18 protein-coding genes are annotated in these 21,385 nt (G+C 67.1%); 10 read left to right on the top strand and 8 right to left on the bottom strand.

All coding sequences use genetic code 11. From position 1 onward, the window contains the following. Nucleotides 1-95: 95 nt before the first annotated feature. The gene (gene ettA / locus EA796_RS13450; RefSeq protein WP_021445295.1) at nucleotides 96-1,763 is read right to left on the bottom strand and encodes an energy-dependent translational throttle protein EttA; all 1,668 of its coding nucleotides are present in this window, start codon (nucleotides 1,761-1,763) and stop codon (nucleotides 96-98) included. A 375-nt stretch (nucleotides 1,764-2,138) separates the two neighbouring features. On the opposite strand from ettA, the gene EA796_RS13445 reads away from it, so the two are divergent. Both EA796_RS13445 and glyA read left to right on the top strand, forming a co-directional pair. Next, nucleotides 2,139-6,263 carry an EAL domain-containing protein gene (locus tag EA796_RS13445; RefSeq protein WP_371921472.1) on the top strand — a complete coding sequence of 1,375 codons (4,125 nt, stop codon included), beginning with the start codon at nucleotides 2,139-2,141 and terminating at the stop codon, nucleotides 6,261-6,263. Between the two features lie 286 nt (nucleotides 6,264-6,549). Further along, nucleotides 6,550-7,803 (top strand): serine hydroxymethyltransferase, encoded by a 1,254-nt coding sequence (glyA, locus tag EA796_RS13440; RefSeq protein ID WP_031303573.1) that lies wholly within the window; start codon nucleotides 6,550-6,552, stop codon nucleotides 7,801-7,803. 59 nt (nucleotides 7,804-7,862) lie between these two features. Here the strand turns inward: glyA and EA796_RS13435 are convergent, their stop codons facing one another. Next, nucleotides 7,863-8,378 (bottom strand): DUF3015 domain-containing protein, encoded by a 516-nt coding sequence (locus tag EA796_RS13435; RefSeq protein WP_021445298.1) that lies wholly within the window; start codon nucleotides 8,376-8,378, stop codon nucleotides 7,863-7,865. Nucleotides 8,379-8,540: 162 nt separating this feature from the next. Here EA796_RS13435 and EA796_RS13430 point away from each other — a divergent pair, with 162 nt between their 5' ends. Beyond that, nucleotides 8,541-8,918, top strand: coding sequence for a PilZ domain-containing protein (locus EA796_RS13430; protein WP_122108959.1), 378 nt, complete (start codon nucleotides 8,541-8,543; stop codon nucleotides 8,916-8,918). Nucleotides 8,919-9,040: 122 nt separating this feature from the next. Here the strand turns inward: EA796_RS13430 and radA are convergent, their stop codons facing one another. Beyond that, nucleotides 9,041-10,402, bottom strand: a complete 1,362-nt coding sequence (gene radA, locus EA796_RS13425) for a DNA repair protein RadA (RefSeq protein WP_122108958.1) — start codon at nucleotides 10,400-10,402, stop codon at nucleotides 9,041-9,043. Nucleotides 10,403-10,494: 92 nt separating this feature from the next. Here radA and EA796_RS13420 point away from each other — a divergent pair, with 92 nt between their 5' ends. After that, entirely contained in the window at nucleotides 10,495-10,989 is a 495-nt protein-coding gene (locus EA796_RS13420; protein ID WP_122108957.1) for a GNAT family N-acetyltransferase, read from the top strand. Nucleotides 10,990-11,079: 90 nt separating this feature from the next. Here EA796_RS13420 and EA796_RS13415 read toward each other — a convergent pair whose 3' ends face one another. Both EA796_RS13415 and EA796_RS13410 read right to left on the bottom strand, forming a co-directional pair. Then, complete coding sequence (locus tag EA796_RS13415; RefSeq protein WP_021445302.1) at nucleotides 11,080-11,358, bottom strand: YdcH family protein; 279 nt, start codon at nucleotides 11,356-11,358, stop codon at nucleotides 11,080-11,082. A gap of 79 nt (nucleotides 11,359-11,437) precedes the next feature. Further along, nucleotides 11,438-11,683 carry a YdcH family protein gene (locus tag EA796_RS13410; RefSeq protein ID WP_021445303.1) on the bottom strand — a complete coding sequence of 82 codons (246 nt, stop codon included), beginning with the start codon at nucleotides 11,681-11,683 and terminating at the stop codon, nucleotides 11,438-11,440. Nucleotides 11,684-11,925: 242 nt separating this feature from the next. Between EA796_RS13410 and mscL the strand changes: the two genes are divergently transcribed. Together mscL and EA796_RS13400 are read left to right on the top strand one after the other, a co-directional pair. Then, nucleotides 11,926-12,339, top strand: a complete 414-nt coding sequence (gene mscL, locus EA796_RS13405; protein ID WP_122108956.1) for a large-conductance mechanosensitive channel protein MscL — start codon at nucleotides 11,926-11,928, stop codon at nucleotides 12,337-12,339. Between the two features lie 124 nt (nucleotides 12,340-12,463). Beyond that, nucleotides 12,464-13,489: a CNNM domain-containing protein gene (locus EA796_RS13400; RefSeq protein ID WP_122108955.1), complete on the top strand. Its 1,026-nt coding sequence runs from the start codon at nucleotides 12,464-12,466 to the stop codon at nucleotides 13,487-13,489. A gap of 1 nt (nucleotide 13,490) precedes the next feature. Here the strand turns inward: EA796_RS13400 and EA796_RS13395 are convergent, their stop codons facing one another. After that, on the bottom strand, nucleotides 13,491-14,267 hold the full coding sequence (locus EA796_RS13395; protein ID WP_021445307.1) for a ferredoxin--NADP reductase: 777 nt from the start codon (nucleotides 14,265-14,267) through the stop codon (nucleotides 13,491-13,493). 68 nt (nucleotides 14,268-14,335) lie between these two features. Between EA796_RS13395 and EA796_RS13390 the strand changes: the two genes are divergently transcribed. Continuing rightward, nucleotides 14,336-15,460 carry a class I SAM-dependent methyltransferase gene (locus EA796_RS13390; protein WP_122108954.1) on the top strand — a complete coding sequence of 375 codons (1,125 nt, stop codon included), beginning with the start codon at nucleotides 14,336-14,338 and terminating at the stop codon, nucleotides 15,458-15,460. Between the two features lie 9 nt (nucleotides 15,461-15,469). Here the strand turns inward: EA796_RS13390 and EA796_RS13385 are convergent, their stop codons facing one another. Next, on the bottom strand, nucleotides 15,470-16,240 hold the full coding sequence (locus EA796_RS13385) for a YdcF family protein (protein WP_122108953.1): 771 nt from the start codon (nucleotides 16,238-16,240) through the stop codon (nucleotides 15,470-15,472). A gap of 23 nt (nucleotides 16,241-16,263) precedes the next feature. Then, nucleotides 16,264-16,692 carry a hypothetical protein gene (locus EA796_RS13380; protein ID WP_122108952.1) on the bottom strand — a complete coding sequence of 143 codons (429 nt, stop codon included), beginning with the start codon at nucleotides 16,690-16,692 and terminating at the stop codon, nucleotides 16,264-16,266. Nucleotides 16,693-17,011: 319 nt separating this feature from the next. Here EA796_RS13380 and leuS point away from each other — a divergent pair, with 319 nt between their 5' ends. The 3 genes from leuS to holA are packed head-to-tail and all read left to right on the top strand — an operon-like array spanning nucleotide 17,012 to nucleotide 21,379. Beyond that, nucleotides 17,012-19,624 (top strand): leucine--tRNA ligase, encoded by a 2,613-nt coding sequence (leuS, locus tag EA796_RS13375; protein ID WP_122108951.1) that lies wholly within the window; start codon nucleotides 17,012-17,014, stop codon nucleotides 19,622-19,624. 54 nt (nucleotides 19,625-19,678) lie between these two features. Beyond that, the gene (gene lptE, locus EA796_RS13370; protein ID WP_122108950.1) at nucleotides 19,679-20,290 is read left to right on the top strand and encodes an LPS assembly lipoprotein LptE; all 612 of its coding nucleotides are present in this window, start codon (nucleotides 19,679-19,681) and stop codon (nucleotides 20,288-20,290) included. A 57-nt stretch (nucleotides 20,291-20,347) separates the two neighbouring features. Next, nucleotides 20,348-21,379, top strand: coding sequence for a DNA polymerase III subunit delta (gene holA / locus EA796_RS13365; protein ID WP_122108949.1), 1,032 nt, complete (start codon nucleotides 20,348-20,350; stop codon nucleotides 21,377-21,379). Nucleotides 21,380-21,385: the final 6 nt, after the last annotated feature.

The raw sequence follows: 21,385 nt of genomic DNA, 5'->3' as shown, positions 1-21,385 counted from the left end.
CCCCCATCTCCCAGGGCTACCGGTGCGCCCGGCGCGCCTAGGCCGCCAAAGAAAAACGGAGCCCGCAGGCTCCGTTTTTTTCATCTGGCGAAGAGTTATTGCGCCAGCTTCTTGTAGCGCACCCGGTGCGGCTGCGCGGCGGCGTCACCCAGGCGTTTCTTGCGGTCGGCTTCGAACTCGCTGTAGTTGCCCTCGAAGAAGTTGACCTTGCCGTCGTCCTCGTAAGAGAGGATGTGGGTGGCGATACGGTCGAGGAACCAGCGATCGTGGGAGATCACCACCGCGGCACCGGGGAAGTCCAGCAGCGCCTCTTCCAGGGCGCGCAGGGTTTCCACGTCGAGGTCGTTGGACGGTTCGTCGAGCAGCAGCACGTTGCCGCCCTGCTTCAGGGTCAGGGCCATGTGCAGACGACCGCGCTCACCGCCGGAGAGGTCCTTGACGAACTTCTGCTGGTCGGCGCCCTTGAAGTTGAAGCGACCGACGTAGCCGCGCGACGGCACCTCGTAGTTGCCCACCTTGATCATGTCGAAGCCGTCGGAAATCTGCTCCCACACGGTCTTGCTGCCGTCGAGCAGGTCGCGGCTCTGCTCGACGCTGGCGATCTGCACGGTTTCGCCGATCTCGATGCTGCCGGAATCGGGCTGTTCCTTGCCGGTGATCATGCGCAGCAGGGTCGACTTGCCCGCGCCGTTGCCGCCGATCACGCCGACGATGGCGCCTTTGGGGATGCTGAAGGACAGGTCGTCGATCAGCACGCGGTCGCCGAAGGATTTCGACACGTTGTGGAAATCGATGACCTTGTCGCCCAGGCGCGGGCCGGCCGGGATGTAGATCTCGTTGGTCTCGCTGCGCTTCTGGAATTCCTGCGACTGCATTTCCTCGAAACGCTGCAGGCGCGCCTTGGACTTGGCCTGACGCGCCTTGGCGCCCTGGCGCACCCATTCCAGTTCGGCCTTCATCGCCTTGGCGTGCGACGCCTCGGCCTTGGCTTCCTGGGCCAGGCGGTTGGCCTTGGATTCCAGCCAGCCGGAGTAGTTGCCCTCGTAGGGGATGCCGTGGCCGCGGTCGAGTTCGAGAATCCAGCCGGCGACGTTGTCGAGGAAGTAGCGGTCGTGGGTGATGGCCACCACGGTGCCGGGGAAGTCGTGCAGGAAGCGCTCCAGCCAGGCCACCGAGTCGGCGTCCAGGTGGTTGGTCGGTTCGTCCAGCAGCAGCATGTCGGGCGCCGACAGCAGCAGGCGGCACAGCGCCACGCGGCGCTTCTCGCCGCCGGACAGGTGTTCGATCTTGGCCTCCCATGGCGGCAGGCGCAGGGCGTCGGCAGCGACTTCCAGCTGGCGCTCCAGGTTGTGGCCGTCGGAGGCCTGCAGAATCGCCTCCAGCTTGGCCTGCTCGGCGGCCAGGGCGTCGAAGTCGGCGTCCGGCTCGGCGTAAGCGGCGTACACCTCGTCGAGGCGGGCCTGGGCCTGCTTGATCTCGCCCACGGCCTCTTCGACTATGTCGCGCACGCTCTTGTTCGGGTCGAGCTGCGGCTCCTGTGGCAGGTAGCCGACCTTGATCCCCGGCATCGGGCGGGCTTCGCCGTCGATCTCGGTGTCGACGCCGGCCATGATGCGCAGCAGGGTCGACTTACCGGCGCCGTTGAGGCCGAGCACGCCGATCTTGGCGCCGGGGAAGAACGACAGGGAGATGTCCTTGAGGATTTCACGCTTCGGCGGGACGACCTTGCTGACCCGATGCATGCTGTAGACGTACTGAGCCATGGAGAACCTGACTGGTGAGAATGGGGTGAAAACGGCGCGTCGTGGCGCGCAGTGCAGAGACCTTAGCCCCTGCCGGGGCGCACGCCAAGTGCCGAACGGATGGCTGGCCATGCGCGCGCGGCGCAAAGCTACCGGAATGCGCGAGGCAGGGCAAACCTACGCTCGTCGGCTCAGCTGGCACTTGGCCACATTTGCAGGCATGCTAGCCGGCTCGCGCGAGCGCAGGCCTGCTTGCGCGCCCGACAACCCCGCAGCAGCTGCAGGTTCCAAGACGTGTCGACCCCCTCATCACCACCCTCGTCGCCTCAGGGAGAGTCGCACGCACCGCGCCGCCGCGAATCGCTCAAGCGCGCCCTGGTGGTGCTGGTGCTGGCCATGCTCGGGCTGCTGGCCTGGCAGCTGCTGCAGGAATACCGCCAGCTGCTGGACAACCAGCGGCAGTTGAGCCGCAGCTACAGCGAACAACTGACCAAGCACCTGGGCCTGAACATGCGCCTCAAGGCCCAGGCCGGCCAGGCCATGCTGCAGAGCAGCGAACGCCGTAGCGTCAGCGCGGACGGGCTGGCCGCGCAGCTCAAGCCGCTGCGCGGCATCTTCCCGACCCTGGCCAGCCTGGCCTGGCTAGACGGCCATGGCCAACTGCTGGCCGACAGCGCCGGCGAGACCGCCGACCTGAGCTTCATCCGCAGCCTGCATCAACGCAGCGGCGGCGCGCCCTACCACTTCGCCTTCAGCGCCCACGACGGCGGCGCGCTGTACCTGCTGCTGCGCCAGCCCGACGGCAGCGCGCGGGTGCTGCGCATGAGCGTGCGCGCGCTACGCGGCTGGCTGCGCGAGCAGCACCAGAGCGAACACGCCTGGCTGCTCGAGGACCTGCAGAGCCGGCGGGTGATCGCCCGTGCCGACGCCCTGCAACAGGGCAGCCTGGTCGCCCCGGTCACCGCCGAGGAGCAGGCGCAGAGCCTGCAGCTGATCCCCCTGGACGGCAGCGACTGGCAGCTGCGCGCGCTGTTCGACGCCGATCGCGCTGGCAGCCGGCTGATGCCGGCCCTGGCCGGAAAGTTTCTGCTGTTCACCCTGTGCAGCCTGCTCACCCTGCTCGCCCTGTACGGCCTGCAGCGCGAACAGCGCAGCCTGCAGCGGCTCAATGCCGAATCGCGGCGCTCGCTGCGCCAGGCCGCCAGCGCCCTCGGCGCGGTGGAGGAACGCATCCTGGTGACCCAGGCCGACGGCAAGCTGCGCTACCTCAACCCGCAGGCCGAGGCGCTGTTCGGCCAGAGCAGCCAGGCGGTGTGGGATCGCCACCTGCTGGAGCTGCTGCCCGACCTCGATCCGCTGCTGCTCAACAGCCCGCAGCAGACCAGCGACCTGGGCCCGGAGCTGGTGCGGGTGGTGCAGCAGGGCCGCGCGCGCCTGTTCGCCGTGACCCGCAGCGACATCAGCGAGGGCGGCCGCCAGGCCGGTTACGTCTGGGTGCTGCGTGACGTCACCGACGAGCAGCAGGCGATGCGCGTGCTGCAGGAAACCCGGCGACGCTACCAGGACATCTTCGAAGGCACCGGCGTGGCCCTGTGCGTGCTCGACCTGGCCGGCCTGCGCAGCTTCCTCCTGCAACACAAGCTGCGCGACAGCGCGAGCCTGGGCCGCTGGCTGCAGGCCGACGCCGGGCACCAGCGGCAGCTGCTGCAACAGCTGCGCATCACCGAGGCCAATCAGGTGGCGCTCAACCTGCTCGGGGTCAGGTCCACCGAGCAGGCCTGGCAGCAGCTGATTGACTGCGGCCCGCTGCAGCCGGACGACCTGCGCTACAAGCTGGCGGTGGCCGTACTGGAGGGCCCCAACCTGGTCGAGCTGGAAACCCAGCTGGTCACCGCCCAGGGCCTGCAACGCCATGTCTGGCTGGTGCTGCGTCTGCCGGAGATGATCCAGGACTACCAGGCGGTGACCCTGAGCATCGGCGACATCACCAGCCGCAAACGCATCGAGCTGTCGCTGATCGAGCGCGAGCGCTTCTGGTCCGAGGTGGTGCGCTCGGTGCCCGACCTGCTCTACGTGCACGACATGCAGAACAAGCAGGTGCTGTTCAGCAACCACAGCCTCGGCCTGCAGCTGGGCTACAGCGTCGGCGAACTCAAGGCGATGGCCGGGGAATTCTGGGAGCAGGTGCTGCACCCGGACGACAGCGATTACTACTGGCGCATCCGCAACCTGCAGAAGGTCATCGGCGACGGCCTGCTGCTCGAATCGGTGCTGCGCTGGCGCCATCGCGACGGCCAGTGGCGCTGGTTCAGCATCCGCGAACAGGCCCTGGCGCGCGATCCGCGCGGCCGGGTCAGCCGCCTGATCGGCGTGGCCAAGGACATCACCGAACAGATCGAGCGCAACCAGTCGCTGCGCGACAGCGAGCAGCGCTACCGCCTGCTCGCCGAAAGTATCAGCGACGTGATCTTCTCCACCGACGACAGCCTGGCGCTGAACTACGTCAGCCCCTCGGTGGAGCCTGTGCTGGGCTACTCGGTCGACTGGGTGATGGCCAACAGCTTCTCCAGCCTGGCGGCCAATCCCCAGCAATTGAACGGCCTCAATCTGCTGCTCGAACGCATCCGCGACGCCCTCGGCGACCGCCCCCGCCTCGACCGCCTGCGCGAGGAGCTGCCGGACCAGCTGTTCGTCTTCGACTGCCTGCGCGCCGACGGCCACAAGATCCCGGTGGAGCTGCGCCTGGTGCTGATGTGGGACGAGAACGGCCGCTTCGAGGGCATCCTCGGCGTCGGCCGCGACATCAGCCAGCAGCGCCGCGCGGAGAAGGACCTGCGCATGGCCGCCACGGTGTTCGAGCACTCCACCGCGGCCATTCTGGTCACCGACCCGGCCGGCTACATCGTCCAGGTCAACAAGGCCTTCAGCCGGGTCAGCGGCTACTCCGCCGGCCAGGTGCTCGACCAGCTGCCCGGCATGCTCACCGCCGACCGCCAGCAGGCGGCGCACCTGCAGTACATCCTCGGCCAACTCAACCAGCGCGGCAGCTGGGAGGGCGAGGTGTGGCTCAAGCGCAAGGGCGGCGAGAACTTCCCGGCCTGGGTCGGCATCACCGCGGTGCACGACGAGGAAGGCGACCTGGTCAGCTACGTGTGCTTCTTCAGCGACATCAGCGAACGCAAGGCCAGCGAGCAGCGCATCCATCGCCTGGCCTACTACGACGCCCTCACCCACCTGCCCAACCGCACCCTGTTCCAGGACCGCCTGCACAGCGCCCTGCAGCATGCCGAGCGGCACGACGAGTGGGTGGTGCTGATGTTCCTCGACCTCGACCGCTTCAAGCCGATCAACGACTCGCTCGGCCACGCCGCCGGCGACCGCATGCTCAAGGACGTGGCCATCCGCCTGTCGGCCTGCGTCGACGGCGACGACACCGTGGCGCGCATGGGCGGCGACGAATTCACCCTGCTGCTGCAGCCGCGCGCCACCCGCGAGGGCGCACTGAACCGGGCGATCCACGTCGCCGAACAGATCCTCTCCAGCCTGGCGCGGCCCTTCATCCTCGAGGGCCGCGAGTTCTTCGTCACCGCCAGCATCGGCATCGCCCTGGCGCCGCAGGACGGCGAGGAACTCAGCCAGCTGATGAAGAACGCCGACACCGCCATGTACCACGCCAAGGAGCGCGGCAAGAACAACTTCCAGTTCTACCAGGCGGACATGAACGCCAGCGCCCTGGAGCGTCTGGAACTGGAGAGCGACTTGCGCCACGCCCAGGAACAGGGCCAGTTCGTCCTGCACTACCAGCCGCAGTTCTCCGGCGACGGCCGGCGCCTGACCGGGGTCGAGGCGCTGCTGCGCTGGAACCATCCGCGCCGCGGCCTGGTGCCGCCGGACAAGTTCATTCCGGTGCTGGAAGAACTCGGCCTGGTGGTGCAGGTCGGCGACTGGGTGCTGGACGAGGCCTGTCGCCAGCTCAAGGCCTGGCATGAGGAGAAGATCCGCATCCCGAAGATCTCGGTCAACCTGTCGGCGCGCCAGTTCGCCGAGGGCGACCTGCACACCCGCATCGCCGCCATCCTCGCCGGCAGCGGCATCCCGCCGGCCTGCCTGGAGCTGGAGCTGACCGAGAGCATCCTGATGCGCGACGTGGCCAGCGCCATGCAGACCCTGGCCGACCTCAAGCGCCTGGGCCTGTGCATCGCGGTGGACGACTTCGGTACCGGCTACAGCTCGCTCAACTACCTCAAGCAGTTCCCCATCGACGTGCTGAAGATCGACCGCAGCTTCGTCGACGGCCTGCCCGAGGGCGAGCAGGACGCGCAGATCGCCCGCGCCATCATCGCCATGGCCCACAGCCTGAACCTGGCGGTGATCGCCGAGGGCGTGGAAACCCAGGCGCAGCTGGACTTCCTGCGCATGCACGAGTGCGACGAAGTGCAGGGCTACCTGCTCGGCCGACCGATGCGGGCGCAGCAGTTCAGCGCCCAGTTCGGCAATACGGCGCTGTTTATCCTGAGCTAAACGCAATCCTGGGATGGTTTAGTCGCCAGGCAGGCATGGGCCAGGAGCGCATGTTCTGCGCGGTGCCCCGATCGCGGCGGCGCGCCTGGCGCCAAGTGCTGGGTCATGCGGCGCCTGGCGGCTGTGTCGTATCAGGATAAATGCACCCGCCGCTAACCCAACCTACGCCCGCCATGAAGGCCATTTGTCCGCCGCATGACCGACCTTCATATGCCTGAATGCGACCTTTGCGGTAGAATCCGCCCCCTCTTTCTACCGCCCAGCTGATTTTTCTCAGGGGAATGCCATGTTCAGCCGTGATTTGAACCTTGCTCGTTATGACGCCGAATTGTTTGCCGCGATGGAGCAGGAAGCCCAGCGCCAGGAAGAACATATCGAGCTGATCGCCTCGGAAAACTACACCAGCCCGGCGGTGATGGAAGCCCAGGGCAGCGTGCTGACCAACAAGTACGCCGAAGGCTACCCGGGCAAGCGCTACTACGGCGGTTGCGAGTACGTCGACGTGGTCGAGCAGCTGGCCATCGACCGCGCCAAGCAGCTGTTCGGCGCCGACTACGCCAACGTCCAGCCGCACTCCGGCTCGCAGGCCAACTCGGCCGTGTACATGGCCCTGCTCAACGCCGGCGACACCGTGCTGGGCATGAGCCTGGCCCACGGCGGCCACCTGACCCACGGCGCCAGCGTCAGCTTCTCCGGCAAGATCTACAACGCCGTGCAGTACGGCATCACCGACGCCGGCCTGATCGACTACGACGAAGTCGAGCGCCTGGCGGTCGAGCACAAGCCGAAGATGATCATCGCCGGTTTCAGCGCCTACTCCCAGGTACTGGACTTCCCGCGTTTCCGCGCCATCGCCGACAAGGTCGGTGCCTACCTGTTCGTCGACATGGCCCACGTCGCCGGTTTGGTCGCCGCCGGCCTGTACCCGAACCCGGTGCCCTTCGCCGACGTGGTCACCACCACCACCCACAAGACCCTGCGCGGCCCGCGCGGTGGCCTGATCCTGGCGCGCAAGAACGAGGAGCTGGAGAAGAAGTTCAACTCCGCGGTGTTCCCTGGCGGCCAGGGCGGCCCGCTGGAGCACGTCATCGCGGCCAAGGCCGTGTGCTTCAAGGAAGCCCTGCAGCCTGAGTTCAAGGCCTACCAGGCGCAGGTGATCAAGAACGCCCAGACCATGGCCGGCGTGTTCATCGACAACGGCTACGACGTGGTTTCCGGCGGCACCGAGAACCACCTGTTCCTGCTCTCGCTGATCAAGCAGGACATCACCGGTAAGGACGCCGACGCCGCCCTGGGCCGCGCCTTTATCACCGTGAACAAGAACAGCGTGCCGAACGATCCGCGCTCGCCCTTCGTCACCTCCGGTCTGCGCATCGGCACCCCGGCGGTGACCACCCGCGGTTTCAAGGAAGAGGAATGCCGCCAGCTGGCCGGCTGGATCTGCGAAGTGCTGGCCAACATCGGCAACGACGAAGTCGAAGGCCGCGTGCGCGAGCAGGTCAAGGCGCTGTGCGCCAAGTTCCCGGTCTACGGCAACTAAGCCTCAGCCGCGAATGAAAAAGCCCGCCAATTCGGCGGGCTTTTTTGTGGCCAACGGAATCAGGCCGGCTGTTTCACATAGCGCGCCAGCTGGGCGTCGCGGCTCATCACCTCGAGGGTCGCGGCCAGCACCTGCTCGCTGGTGGTGTCGGAGTGCTGGAAGATGCTGCCGAAGTTCTGGTGGGTGACCTTGGCGAAATGCGCGCGGTCCTGTGCCTCGATGCCTAGCAGGGTGGCATAGGCGTCCAGCGCTTCGCCCTGGCCGACCGCCATGTCCTCGGCGATGGAGTCGAGCATGCCGTTCATCGCCAGCAGCGAGCGGCCGCCGTAACCCAGCGTGACGCTGGAGTCGCAGCCGTTGGTGCCCGAGGTCAGGCCGAAGGTGGCGTTGCCCGAGGTGCCGTTGGTGGTGGTGGCCAGCAGGTGGGGCACCAGGCCGCGCTGTCCTTCGAACACCATGTTGCCCCAGCCGCAGCCACCGCCGCCGGCCTGGGCAGCCATGGCGGACTGAGCGGCCAGGCTGGCAACGCCCAGCACCCCGAAAATCAAACCCTTGCTCAGCAATCGCTTGTCCATATCAGTCGCTCCGCAATCTCTGGTAATAAAAACCGCACTAGGAGCTTTGGCGACACTTGTCGGCCTGTCAAACGGCCGCCGGCAAATTGTGTGGCGCATGGAAAACCGCCGCGCGCGCGACTGCCTTGGCTATAGTGATGGAAATCCTCCAGGAGTATGGGCATGAGTGAATCAGCCAACGAGCGTCGGCGCTTTCAGCGCATCGCCTTCGACGCGCCCATCGCAATCGCCCAGGGCGAACGGCGCTGGATGGCGGCTCTGCACGACCTCTCGCTCAAGGGCCTGATGATCAAGAAACCGCGCGACTGGAACGGCGACCCGGACCAGCCGTTCGAGGCGCAGATCGACCTGGGCGGCGAGGCCCAGGTGAAGATGGAAGTGGTGCTGACCCGCACCCAGCAGGATCACCTGGGCTTCGTCTGCCGGCATATCGACCTGGACTCCATCAGCCACCTGCGCCGCCTGGTGGAGCTGAACCTGGGCGACGAGAGCCTGCTGGAGCGCGAGCTGGCGGCGCTGGGCGAGGACGAGACGCCATAGCGGCTCGGCTGGGTTGAGCGCAGCGATCCCCATCACGGCGGCGCACCTGCCGACGCGGCGCCAGGAATCGCCGTCGACTCGGGATCAATGCCCACGCCGCTGGCCCGACCTACGCCCCGGATCTACTCGAACAAGGCATCCAACGCCTGCTCCAGGCGCGTCACGGCGATGATCGCAAGGCCGCCCGGCGCTTCCTTGGGCGCGTTGCCCTTGGGCACTATGGCGCGCTTGAAGCCGTGCTTGGCCGCCTCCTTGAGCCGTTCCTGGCCGCTCGGCACCGGGCGGATCTCGCCGGACAGGCCGACCTCGCCGAACACCAGCAGATCGTGCGGCAGCGGGCGGTTGCGCAGGCTGGAGATCACCGCCGCCATCAGCGCCAGGTCGGAGGCGGTTTCCAGCACCTTGACCCCGCCGACCACGTTGAGGAACACGTCCTGGTCGTAGGTGGGGATGCCGCCGTGGCGGTGCAGCACTGCCAGCAGCATGGCCAGGCGGTTCTGGTCCAGGCCCAGGGTGACCCGGCGCGGATTGGCCATATGGCTGGTGTCGACCAGCGCCTGCACCTCCACCAGCATCGGCCGGGTGCCCTCCCAGGTGGCCATCACCACGCTGCCGGGGACTTCCTCCTGAGCGCGGGTAAGGAAGATCGCCGAGGGGTTGGTGACCTCCTTGAGGCCCTTGTCGGTCATGCCGAACACGCCCAGCTCGTTGATCGCGCCGAAGCGGTTCTTCACCGCGCGCAGCAGGCGCAGGCGGCCATCGGACTCGCCCTCGAAATACAGCACGGTGTCGACCATATGCTCGAGCACGCGCGGCCCGGCCAGGGCGCCCTCCTTGGTCACGTGGCCGACCAGGAAGATCGCCGTGCCGCTCTGCTTGGCGTAGCGCACCAAGAGCGCGGCGCTCTCGCGCACCTGGGCGACGCCGCCGGGGGCCGACTGCAGCTGCTCGGTGAAGATGGTCTGGATCGAGTCGATGACCATCACCTTGGGTTTTTCCGCCCGCGCGGTGGCGATGATGGTCTCGATGCAGGTCTCGGTCATCACCTTCAGTTGGTCCTCGGGCAGGCCGAGGCGGCGGGCGCGCATGGCCACCTGCTGCTGCGATTCCTCGCCGGTGACGTACAGCGCGGGAAAGCGCGTGGCGATATTGCACAGGGTCTGCAGCAGGATGGTCGACTTGCCGATACCGGGGTCGCCGCCGATCAGCACCACCGAGCCGTCCACCAGGCCGCCGCCGAGCACCCGGTCCAGCTCGCCGGAGGCGGTGGAAAAGCGCGGCACCTCCTCGACGCTGACCTCGGCCAGGGTCTTGATCTGTGCCTGCTGGCCGGCCCAGCCGGTGCGCCCGCTCGGCGCCGAGACGCCTTCCAGCACGGTTTCCACCAGGGTATTCCAGGCCCCGCACTCGCCGCACTGACCGGCCCATTTGGGGAAGGTGGCGCCGCACTCGGTGCAGCCGTACATGCGCTTGGCCTTGGCCATGGGGGACAGTCCTGCCTGCTGAACAAAGGCTGGAACGATACCGAACAACTGGATAAATTTACAGACCCGCCAAGCCGCTCCCTGGAGCCCCCATGCAGATCGAACTGCTGCCCACCGCTGTCGACCAGCTTCCCCTGATCCGCAATCTCTACCAGTTCTACGCCTACGAGAGTTCGGACTGGGAGCAGGAAGAGGTCGAGAACGACGGCCGCTTCTATATCCACGAACCGCACCTGGCGCGCTACTGGCAGGAGCCGGGCTGGAGCGCACAGCTGATTCTCGCCGACGGCTTCATCGCCGGCTTCCTGCTGATCGAGCGCAGCGAACTGCCGGGCATCGACGCCGCGGAATTCGCCGACCTGTTCATCCTCAAGAAATACCGCCGCCAGGGCATCGGCCGCGCCCTGGTGCACCAGCTGCTGGGCGACGGCAGCCCCTGGCTGCTGCGTTTCTACCGTCAGGACGAACTGGCGTGCGCCTTCTGGGAACAGCTGCTCAAGGAGCTGCCGCGACCGCCGCGACAGATCTGGAACGAGGATGAAGCGGACGGCCTGCTCAGCTACCTGATCAATCCGCCCACGCACTGAGCGGCGCCGGCAGGCACGGCGGCTGGCCGGGAGGGCGCCACGCGCCCCTGGGCCGTGTCCGATTTCGCGGCGCCCCCTGTTCGAACGGCGTCAGCTCTTGCAGTCGTTGCCGCAGCCGCAGCACTGCCCGGCGGCGCGCTTGAGCTGGCGCGCCAGCTCGTCCTTGAGTGTCACGCGGCTGTGCTTGAGGGCGCCGAGGGCGCTATCGTCGAGCAGTTCGATGCCGTCCTCGATGCGGCAGATGCGCTTGTCCAGCGCCTCGTAGTCGTCGGCCTGACGGGCGAACTGAGCGTCCTGCCGGCGCAGGCGCTGCAGTTCGTCGCGGTGTTCGGGGAAGTCGTGGATCAGTGGGTGATGGTCGACGTGCATGCGCAAGCTCCTTGGTTGGGGGTTGCGCGCAGCCTAGACCGACCTCGGGCTCCGCTCGTTGATCCGGGTCAAGCGCCGCCTAGGTCGCGGCGGCGCGCAGCAGGCTGGCGATCTCGTCCTTCAGGCCGACCCGTTGCAGCTTGAGCCCCTGCAGGGTCAGGTCGTCGACGGCGACGCGGCCGTCCTCGATTTCGTAGATGCGCTTGTCCAGCTCTTCGTATTCTTCGGCCATGCGGGCGAAGCGCGCATCGTGCTGCATCAGCTGGCGCAGGGCGCCGTTGTGTTGGGGAAATTCGCGAGTCAGCGGATGATGTTCGAGCGGCATGGAAGTCCCTCCCAGGAGATGGCCTTATTAGCCTAGTCGAGCTGCGGCTCGGCGGCTCGGCCGACGGCGAATTTCGCCCTCGACGAGACGAGCGGCCGTGTTGCCCAGGGCCTCGCGCCCGTGCTGGCGAAAGGCGCCATCGGCACGCGGCGCTTATTTCGATATTGCCTTTGCAACCTGACTGCGGCCCAATCGCAGGCTATAAACACAGTTGGCAACAGCATCGGCAAAGGGAGTAAGGCATGAGCATCCTCAGCGAATTCAAGGCTTTCGCGGTCAAGGGCAATGTGGTCGACATGGCCGTCGGCATCATCATCGGCGCGGCGTTCGGCAAGATCGTCTCGTCCTTCGTCGGCGACGTGGTGATGCCACCGCTGGGCATCCTCATCGGCGGGGTGGATTTCTCCGACCTGGCCATCGTGCTCAAGGCCGCCGAGGGCGAGGTGCCAGCGGTGACCCTGGGCTACGGCAAGTTCATCCAGACCGTCATCGACTTCACCATCGTCGCCTTCGCCATCTTCATGGGCATCAAGGTGCTCAACAAGCTCAAGCGCGAAGAAGAAGCCGCCCCCACCGCGCCGCCGGCGCCGACCAAGGAGCAGGAGCTGCTCGGCGAGATCCGCGACCTGCTCAAGGCGCAGCAGGGCAAGGAGTGAGCCATGCGGCGAGGCGTGCCCGGCACGCCTCGCCGCATCTGGACACGAAATGTTGCAGCTTTGCCGGCCGTGCGCCGGCCATTTCCGTTAAATTGGCCGGCCATTAGCCACCTCCTCCCATTACATGACACTCCTGATAGCGTTCGCTGTCCTCTCCATCCTGGTTTCGTTCATCTGTTCCATCCTCGAAGCCGCCCTACTTTCCCTGACGCCCAGCTATATCGCCCAGCAGAAGGTCGATCGCCCCAAGCTGTACGAGCGGCTGAAAGAGCTCAAAGACAAGATCGACCAGCCGCTGGCCGCTATCCTCACGCTGAACACCGTGGCCCATACCGTGGGCGCCACCGGCGTCGGCGCGCAGGTGACCATCGTCTTCGGCGACGGCTATCTCGGCGCCGCCTCGGCGATCATGACCCTGCTGATCCTGGTGCTCTCGGAGATCCTGCCGAAGACCATCGGCGCCCGCTACTGGCGCGCCCTGGCGCCCTTCCTGCCGGCCCTGCTGCGCTTCATGATCCTGCTGCTCAAGCCGTTCATCGTTATGTCCGACCTGATCATGCGCCTGTTCGGCGGCAAGGAGCCGGAGCACGACATTCGCCAGGAGATCAAGGCGCTGACCCTGCTCGGCCGCGAACTGGGCAAGCTCGACGAAGACGAACAGCGGGTGATCAGCAATATCCTCGACCTGCACGAGATCAAGCTGCGCGACATCATGACCCCGCGCATCGTCTGCGAATCGGCGGAGCCGGACGACTCGATCGGCGCCTTCAAGGCGCGGGTCAAGCAGAGCCAGTTCTCCCGCTACCCGGTGATAGGCGCGGACGAAGCACCGCTGGGCGTGGTGTTCCGCTACGACGCCCTGGCCGCCGAGGACGACGCCGCGCCGGTGACCAGCATCATGAAGCCGCTCAAGGTGGTGCCGGAAAGCATGAACGTGGAAAACCTGATGACCCAGCTGATGCAGGAACGCCAGCACATGTGCCTGGTGTACGACGAGTTCGGCAGCTGGCGCGGCCTGGTGACCCTGGAAGACATCATGGAGACCATCATCGGCAAGCCGATCCTCGACGAGACCGACGACATCCCCAATATGCGCCGCTTCGCCAAGCGCCGCTGGGAGCACCGTATCAAGGCGATCCGCGAGGAGTGAACTACCAGTAGTTCTCCACCGCCACCTGCCCGGGACGGCGGGTCAGCGCCAGGTTCAGGTTGCGCGCCCTGAGCACGGCGCGGGTGTCCTCGATCATCTGCGGGTTGCCGCAGAGCATGATGCGCGAGTGCTCGGGCGCAAGCTTCAGGCCGGCGGCGCGTTCCAGCTCGCCGTTCTCGATCAGGCTGGTGACCCGCGCATGGAGTGCCCCGGGCACCTGCTCGCGGGTGACCACTGGCAGGTACTGCAGCTTGTGCCCCGCCCCCTCCAGCCACTCGCGCCGCGGCAAATCGGCGATCAGCTCCTGATAGGCCAGCTCGCCGCGGTCGCGGGCGCTGTACACCAGAACGATACGCTCGAAGCGCTGCCAGACCTCCAGGTCCTGCAGGATCGACAAGAACGGCGCCAGCCCGGTGCCGGTGCCGATCAGCCAGAGGTCGCGGCCATCGGCGAAGCGGTCGAGGGTGAGAAAGCCGGTGGCCTGCTTCTCCACCAGCAGCTCGTCGCCGGGCGCAAGGCCGCTCAGCTCGCTGGTGAACTCGCCGCCGGGCACGACGATGGAGAAGAATTCCAGATAGTCGTCGTGCGGCGCCGACACCATCGAATAGGCACGCCAGACGATGCAGCCGCTGGCCTTGCGCACGCCGAGGCGGACGAACTGTCCGGCACGGAAGCGGAACCCCGCGTCGCGGGTGCAGCGCAGGCTGAACAGACTGGGCGACCAGACACGCACCTCGGTCAGGACCTGGCGGGTGAACTTCTCTTCGCTGACGGTCATACTTCCCCCTTTGCTCAACTCCCATGCAGTCTCGCGCAAAGCGGGCGCGACAAACACCGACGGTTTCCATGCCTATTCTCGACACCCCCTTCGCCCAGCTCGATCTGCTGCGCCAGCCGCATCAGCCGAACGAACCGCTGCAGGCCTTCGACGCCGCCGACGAGTACCTGCTCAAGCACCTGCAAGAGCAGGGCCTGGGCGCGAGCGACGCGGTGCTGCTGCTCAACGACGGCTTCGGCGCCCTGGCCTGCTCGCTGGCCGGGCAGTGCCGGCTGACCAGCAGCGGCGACTCGCACCTGGGCCGTATCGCCCTGGACAACAACCTGGCGCGCAACGGCCTGGCCAGCGACGCCGTGACCTTCGTGCCGGCCAGCGACACGCCGCAGGGGCCGTTCGACTGGGTGCTGATCCGCGTGCCCAAGACCCTGGCCCTGCTGGAGGAACAGCTGATCCGCCTGCACGGCCAACTCGCCCCCGGCGCACGGGTGGTGGCCGGCGCCATGGTCAAGCACCTGCCGCGCGCCGCCGGCGATCTGCTGGAACGATACATCGGCCCGGTACAGGCCTCGCTGGCACTGAAGAAGGCCCGCCTGCTGACCGCCACACCGGAGACCAAGGCAGCGCCCGCATCGCCCTACCCGACGCGTTACCGATTGGACAACCCGGCCATCGAGCTGCTCAACCATGCCAATCTGTTCTGCCGCGAGGGCCTGGACATCGGCACCCGCGCCTTCCTGCCGCACCTGCCGCGCCACCTCGGGCGCCTGCGCGTGGCGGATCTGGGCTGCGGCAACGGCGTGCTCGGCATTGCCTACGCCCTCGGCAGCCCGCAGGCGCAGCTGACGCTGGTGGACGAGTCGTACATGGCGGTGCAGTCGGCGCGGGACAACTGGCGGGCGGCCCTGGGCGAGCGGCCGGTGGAGATCCGCGCCGGCGACGGCCTGGCCGAGCAGCCGGCCGAGTCGCTGGACCTGGTGCTGTGCAACCCACCCTTCCACCAGCAGCAGGTGGTCGGCGATTTTCTCGCCTGGCGCATGTTCCAGCAGGCCCGCGCCGCGCTGGTCAAAGGCGGCGAGCTGTGGATAGTCGGCAACCGCCACCTGGGCTACCACGCCAAGCTGGGACGGCTGTTCCGCGGCGTCGAACAGGTGGCGGCGACGCCCAAGTTCGTGGTGCTCAAGGCGGTGAAATAGGCGCCGCGCTCACCGACGCCCATAGGCCAGCGGATAGAGCAGCAAGCCCAGCGCCTCGTTGAGCAACTGGCCGCTCTGCCACACCGCCTTGGCCTCCGGCAGCCAGCCGCCCAGCGGCCTGGCGCTGCCGCCGCCGAGAAAGCCCATGGGCGCCGCGATCACCTCGAAGCCGGCCTGCTCGAAACACCAGCGCGCCCGCGGCATGTGCCAGGCCTGGGTCACCAGCACCACCCGGCGCACGCCCTGCGGCTGCAGCAGTTCGGCGCTGAAGCGGGCGTTCTCCCAGGTGGTGCGGCTGCGCTGCTCCAGCCAGCGCACCGGCTGGCCGTAGTCGCTGGCCAGGGTCTCGGCCATCAGCGCCGCCTCGCTGGGCGGCTGACCGTAGTGCAGACCGCCGCTGGTCGCCAGCGGCAAGCCCGAGGCCCGTGCCAGGCGCGCGGCGTAGCGCAGCCGCTCGAGCGCCAGGGTGCTGGGCTGGTCGCCGCCGCCCCAGGCCGGATCGTTCTGCTCGCGCCCGGCGCCGAGAATCACGATGGCATCGGCGCGCTGCGCCAGCGCCGGCCACTGCGCCGCGCTCAGCGCCGGCTCGCGCTCCAGCTGACGCGCGCTCCACTCCACCACGAGCGGCAGGCTCATCAGCCACAGGCCGCCGCAGCCGAGGACGAAGCAGGCGCCAGCCAGCAGCGGAAAGCGCCGGCGTAACCACCAGGCGAGCACGATGAGCAGCACCAGCACGCCGGGCGGCATCAGCAGTTGTTTGAGGATGTAACGAATCGGCATGGGCACCTCCAGGGTGCCCAAGCCTAGCGAGGATTGCCGCTGCGAAACAGCTTCGAGCCACAGGACTGACAGGCCTGGGCATCCTGACCGCGCTGCCAGCTCACCGGCGTGCCGCACAGCGCGCAACACAGCGCCTGACGCCGCTTGAGCAGTGGCTTGGCCTTGGCCACCGGGCGAACGCCGGCGGCCTTGCCGACTCGCAGCGGCTGACGCTGGATCAGCGCCAGTTCCTCGGCGGCGGCATGCCAGCCGCGCAGCCAGTGCAGGTCGCGATTGAGGTAGGCGCGGATCAGCTCCAGCTCGGCAGGGCTCAGGCCGTCCAGCTCCAGCTCGCGCATCGGCTCGGCGTGCAAGCGACTGGCGGTCTCGGCTTCCTCGAGCGCCAGGGCGAGGCGCTGCAATAGCCGCTCGTACAGACCGCCGCCCCGCTCCACTTGCCGCAGTTCACCCATCCACCACCTCGCGAGGCCCGACACCCGCGGCCCATAAGCAAAGCTTAGCGAAGGCCCCGCAAGCAGCCGGACGCCGCGACAAACGGCGCGCGCCGTGCAATCTGGGTTTCCCTCGGCAGACGACGCTCATGTATGCTACGGCGCTTTCCGTAAGAGCCTGTTTACGATCTTCTGGATTAGAGCCAGACAAGGCGGAAGTGGCCGAGAAAGCGCAGTTTACGAGTGGTAAATGAGCATTCGAGGGCGCTTCCAACGCCCTATGGCCGACAGCCAGGAGATCGCAGGCAGCCTCTAAAGCCCCTTTGCCAGCGCCAGAGCCATGCACGAACAGTACTCGCCCCGTGAAATCGAAGCCGCCGCGCAGTCCCATTGGGACGCGCAGAAATCCTTTGTCGTGAGCGAACAGCCGGGCAAGGACACCTTCTACTGCCTGTCGATGTTCCCCTACCCCAGCGGCAAGCTGCACATGGGCCACGTGCGCAACTACACCATCGGCGACGTGATCGCCCGCTACCAGCGTATGCAGGGCAAGAACGTGCTGCAGCCGATGGGCTGGGACGCCTTCGGCATGCCGGCGGAAAACGCCGCGATGAAGAACCAGGTGGCGCCGGCGAAGTGGACCTACGAGAACATCGAGTACATGAAGTCCCAGCTGAAATCGCTGGGCCTGGCCATCGACTGGACCCGCGAAGTCACCACCTGCAAGCCGGATTACTACCGCTGGGAGCAGTGGCTGTTCACCCGCCTGTTCGAGAAGGGCGTGATCTACCGCAAGAACGGCACGGTGAACTGGGACCCGGTGGACCAGACCGTGCTGGCCAACGAGCAGGTCATCGACGGCCGCGGCTGGCGCTCGGGCGCGCTGATCGAGAAGCGCGAAATCCCGATGTATTACTTCAAGATCACCGCTTACGCCGATGAGCTGCTGAGCAGCCTGGACGAACTGGATGGCTGGCCCGAGCAGGTCAAGACCATGCAGCGCAACTGGATCGGCAAGAGCTTCGGTGCCGACATCGTCTTCGACTACGACGTCGCCAGCATCGGCAGCGAGGGTCAGCTGAAGGTCTATTCGACCCGTCCGGACACCCTGATGGGCGCCACCTACGTCGCCGTGGCCGCCGAGCACCCGCTGGCGCAGCGCGCCGCCGAATCCAACCCGGCGATTGCCGCCTTTATCGCCGAGTGCAAGTCCGGCTCCGTGGCCGAGGCCGACATGGCCACCATGGAGAAGAAGGGCCTGGCCACCGGCCAGTTCGTCATCCATCCGCTCACCCAGCAAAAGCTGCCGGTGTTCGTCGCCAACTACGTGCTGTGGGGCTACGGCGAAGGCGCCGTGATGGCCGTGCCGGCGCACGACGAGCGCGACTTCGAGTTCGCCCACAAATACGACCTGCCGATCCAGCAGGTCTACGCCGCCGCGGACAAGGACTACGACAGCGCCGAGTGGCAGGCCTGGTACACCGACAAGGACGGCCTGACCACCGTCAACTCCGGCAAGTACGACGGCAAGGACTTCACCGCCGCCTTCGACGCCATCGTCGGCGACCTCGAAGCGACCGGCCACGGCGCGCGCAAGACCCAGTTCCGCCTGCGTGACTGGGGCATCAGCCGCCAGCGCTACTGGGGCTGCCCGATCCCGATCATCCACTGCGACGCCTGCGGCGACGTACCGGTGCCGGAAGACCAGCTGCCGGTGGTGCTGCCGGAAGACGTGGTGCCGGACGGCGCCGGCAGCCCGCTGGCCAAAATGCCCGAGTTCTATCAGTGCAGCTGCCCGAAATGCGGCGCGCCGGCCAAGCGCGAAACCGACACCATGGACACCTTCGTAGAATCGTCCTGGTACTACGCGCGCTACGCCTCGCCGAGCTACACCCAGGGCATGGTCGACCCGGCCGCGGCCAACCACTGGCTGCCGGTGGACCAATACATCGGCGGCATCGAGCACGCCATCCTGCACCTGCTCTATGCGCGCTTCTTCCACAAGCTGATGCGCGACGAAGGCCTGGTGTCGTCCAACGAACCGTTCAAGAACCTGCTGACCCAGGGCATGGTGGTCGCCGAGACCTACTACCGCACCCTGGAAAACGGCGGCAAGGACTGGTTCAACCCGGCCGACGTGGAAGTCGAACGCGATGCCAAGGCCAAGGTCATAGGCGCTCGCCTCAAGTCCGACGGCCTGCCGGTGGAAATCGGCGGCACCGAGAAGATGTCCAAGTCGAAGAACAACGGCGTCGACCCGCAGGCGATGATCGACGCCTACGGCGCCGACACCTGCCGCCTGTTCATGATGTTCGCCTCGCCGCCCGAAATGAGCTGCGAATGGTCCGACTCCGGCATCGAGGGCGCCAACCGCTTCCTGCGCCGCGTCTGGCGCCTGGCTCACAGCCATGTCGCTGCCGGCCTGCCGGGCCAGGTGGAGGTCGCCACTCTCACCGACGAGCAGACGGCCGTGCGCCGCGCCATCCACCTGGCGATCAAGCAGGCCAGCAACGATATCGGCCAGCACCACAAGTTCAACACCGCCGTCGCCCAGGTGATGACCCTGATGAACGTGCTGGAAAAAGCCGCCACCGCGAGCGAACAGGATCGCGCGCTGCTGCACGAAGGCCTGGAGACCGTCGTCCTGCTGCTGGCACCGATCACTCCGCACATCAGCCACGAGCTGTGGCAGCGCCTGGGTCATGCCGATGCGGTGATCGACGCGCAGTGGCCGCAGGTCGATGAGTCCGCCCTGGTGCAGGACAGCCTGACCCTGGTGGTGCAGGTCAACGGCAAGCTGCGCGGCGAGATCATCGTTGCGGCCGACGCCAGCCGCGAGGAAGTCGAGGCCGCCGCCCGCGGCAACGACAACGTCCTGCGTTTCACCGAAGGCCTGGCGATTCGCAAGGTCATAGTCGTGCCGGGCAAGCTGGTCAACATAGTCGCCAACTGATTAAGCTCGGCGCCATTGCCGCACGGCGCCGGGAACCGCCAAGGGGATTTGATAATGATGAAACGGAATCTGCTGATCGTCGGCCTGGCCGCCCTGCTCAGCGCGTGCGGCTTCCAGCTGCGTGGCACCGGCGACGTACAGTTCGCCCTCAAGGAACTCAACGTCACCGCGCGCAACGCCTACGGTGAAACCGTGCAGCAACTGCGCGACGTACTCGAGAGCAACGACGTCAAGGTCTACGCCGGCGCGCCCTACACCCTGGTGCTGAGCAACGAGAGCGAGAACCGTCGCAGCGCCAGCTACACCAGCGGCGCCCGTACCGCCGAGTACGAGCTGACCATGGCCCTGGAGTACCAGATCCGCGGCGCGCAGAACCTGCTGCTGACCAGCAACCGCGTCGAGGTGCAAAACTACTACCAGCAGGACGACAACAACCTGACCGGTTCGGACCAGGAGGCCGCCCAGCTGCGCAACGAACTGCGCCGCGAGCTGATTCAGCAACTGGCGCAGAACCTGCAGCAGATCACCCCGGCCCAGCTCGATCAGCTGCAGCAGACCGCCGAGGCGCGCGCCAAGGCCGAGGCCGAAGCGCTGGAAGCCGCGCGCCAAGCCCGCGAGGCCGAGGTCGCTCCGCAGCAGTCGCCGATCGAACTGCCGATCCAGTAAGGCCCCCGGGCCGCCGCCGCGGCCCGACGCCCTCCCGCCTCCGATGACATCACCGCGATGAAGCTTGCCCCCGCGCAACTCGGCAAACACCTGCAAGGTTCGCTCGCGCCCGTCTACGCGGTCAGCGGCGACGAGCCGCTACTGTGCCAGGAGGCCGCCGACGCCATCCGCAACGCCTGCCGCCAGCAGGGCTTCGCCGAACGTCAGGTGTTCAACGCCGAAGCCAACTTCGACTGGGGCAACCTGCTGCAGGCCGGCGCCAGCCTGTCGCTGTTCGCCGAAAAGCGCCTGCTGGAACTGCGCCTGCCGTCCGGCAAGCCTGGCGACAAGGGCGCGGCCGCCCTGCTCGAATACCTCGCCCGGCCGCCGGAAGACACCGTGCTGCTGCTGACCCTGCCCAAGCTCGACGGCAGCACGCAGAAATCCAAGTGGGCCAAGGCGCTGATCGACGGCCAGATGAGCCAGTTCGTGCAGATCTGGCCGGTGGACGCCAACCAGCTGCCGCAATGGATTCGCCAGCGCCTGGCCCAGGCGGGCCTCAGCGCCAGCGCCGATGCGGTGGAGATGATCGCCGCCCGGGTGGAAGGCAACCTGCTGGCCGCCGCCCAGGAAGTGGAGAAACTCAAGCTGCTCGCCGAAGGCAATCAGATCGACGCCGATACCGTGCAGGCGGCGGTGGCCGATAGCGCCCGCTTCGACGTCTTCGGCCTGATCGACTGCGCCCTGGCCGGCGATGCGGCGCACGCCCTGCGCATGCTCGAAGGGCTGCGCGGCGAAGGCGTGGAAACCCCGGTGATCCTCTGGGCGCTGGCGCGCGAGATTCGCCTGTTGGCCGGCATCGCCCACCAGCAGAGCCAGGGTATCCCGCTCGACAAGGCCTTCGCCAGCGCCCGCCCGCCGGTGTGGGACAAGCGCCGCCCGCTGGTTTCCAAGGCACTGCAGCGGCACAGCAGCAAACGCTGGGGCCAGTTGCTGCAGCAGGCCCAGCAGATCGATGCGCAGATCAAGGGCCAGGCCGCCGGCGACCCGTGGAGCAACCTGGCACTGCTGACCCTGCAACTGGCCGGCCAGCGCCTGCGCCTCGACTAGCACCCT

Source organism: Pseudomonas sp. AOB-7, from assembly GCF_003696305.1.
Classification (GTDB): Bacteria; Pseudomonadota; Gammaproteobacteria; order Pseudomonadales; family Pseudomonadaceae; genus Aquipseudomonas.
The sequence above is the reverse complement of the archived record's forward strand: the minus strand, read 5'-3'. Positions and strand labels throughout refer to the sequence as shown.

What these genes read in the sequence shown, in the direction of transcription:
- EA796_RS13445 (WP_371921472.1), top strand. Translation starts at nt 2,139, where the DNA reads ATGCTCGGGCTGCTGGCCTGGCAGCTGCTGCAGGAATACCGCCAGCTG.
- EA796_RS13430 (WP_122108959.1), top strand. Translation starts at nt 8,541, where the DNA reads ATGAGTGAATCAGCCAACGAGCGTCGGCGCTTTCAGCGCATCGCCTTC.
- lptE (WP_122108950.1), top strand. Translation starts at nt 19,679, where the DNA reads ATGATGAAACGGAATCTGCTGATCGTCGGCCTGGCCGCCCTGCTCAGC.
- EA796_RS13380 (WP_122108952.1), bottom strand. Translation starts at nt 16,692, where the DNA reads ATGGGTGAACTGCGGCAAGTGGAGCGGGGCGGCGGTCTGTACGAGCGG.
- EA796_RS13410 (WP_021445303.1), bottom strand. Translation starts at nt 11,683, where the DNA reads ATGCCGCTCGAACATCATCCGCTGACTCGCGAATTTCCCCAACACAAC.
- ettA (WP_021445295.1), bottom strand. Translation starts at nt 1,763, where the DNA reads ATGGCTCAGTACGTCTACAGCATGCATCGGGTCAGCAAGGTCGTCCCG.
- EA796_RS13395 (WP_021445307.1), bottom strand. Translation starts at nt 14,267, where the DNA reads ATGACCGTCAGCGAAGAGAAGTTCACCCGCCAGGTCCTGACCGAGGTG.
- holA (WP_122108949.1), top strand. Translation starts at nt 20,348, where the DNA reads ATGAAGCTTGCCCCCGCGCAACTCGGCAAACACCTGCAAGGTTCGCTC.
- mscL (WP_122108956.1), top strand. Translation starts at nt 11,926, where the DNA reads ATGAGCATCCTCAGCGAATTCAAGGCTTTCGCGGTCAAGGGCAATGTG.
- glyA (WP_031303573.1), top strand. Translation starts at nt 6,550, where the DNA reads ATGTTCAGCCGTGATTTGAACCTTGCTCGTTATGACGCCGAATTGTTT.
- EA796_RS13420 (WP_122108957.1), top strand. Translation starts at nt 10,495, where the DNA reads ATGCAGATCGAACTGCTGCCCACCGCTGTCGACCAGCTTCCCCTGATC.
- EA796_RS13390 (WP_122108954.1), top strand. Translation starts at nt 14,336, where the DNA reads ATGCCTATTCTCGACACCCCCTTCGCCCAGCTCGATCTGCTGCGCCAG.
- EA796_RS13400 (WP_122108955.1), top strand. Translation starts at nt 12,464, where the DNA reads ATGACACTCCTGATAGCGTTCGCTGTCCTCTCCATCCTGGTTTCGTTC.
- EA796_RS13385 (WP_122108953.1), bottom strand. Translation starts at nt 16,240, where the DNA reads ATGCCGATTCGTTACATCCTCAAACAACTGCTGATGCCGCCCGGCGTG.
- EA796_RS13435 (WP_021445298.1), bottom strand. Translation starts at nt 8,378, where the DNA reads ATGGACAAGCGATTGCTGAGCAAGGGTTTGATTTTCGGGGTGCTGGGC.
- EA796_RS13415 (WP_021445302.1), bottom strand. Translation starts at nt 11,358, where the DNA reads ATGCACGTCGACCATCACCCACTGATCCACGACTTCCCCGAACACCGC.
- leuS (WP_122108951.1), top strand. Translation starts at nt 17,012, where the DNA reads ATGCACGAACAGTACTCGCCCCGTGAAATCGAAGCCGCCGCGCAGTCC.
- radA (WP_122108958.1), bottom strand. Translation starts at nt 10,402, where the DNA reads ATGGCCAAGGCCAAGCGCATGTACGGCTGCACCGAGTGCGGCGCCACC.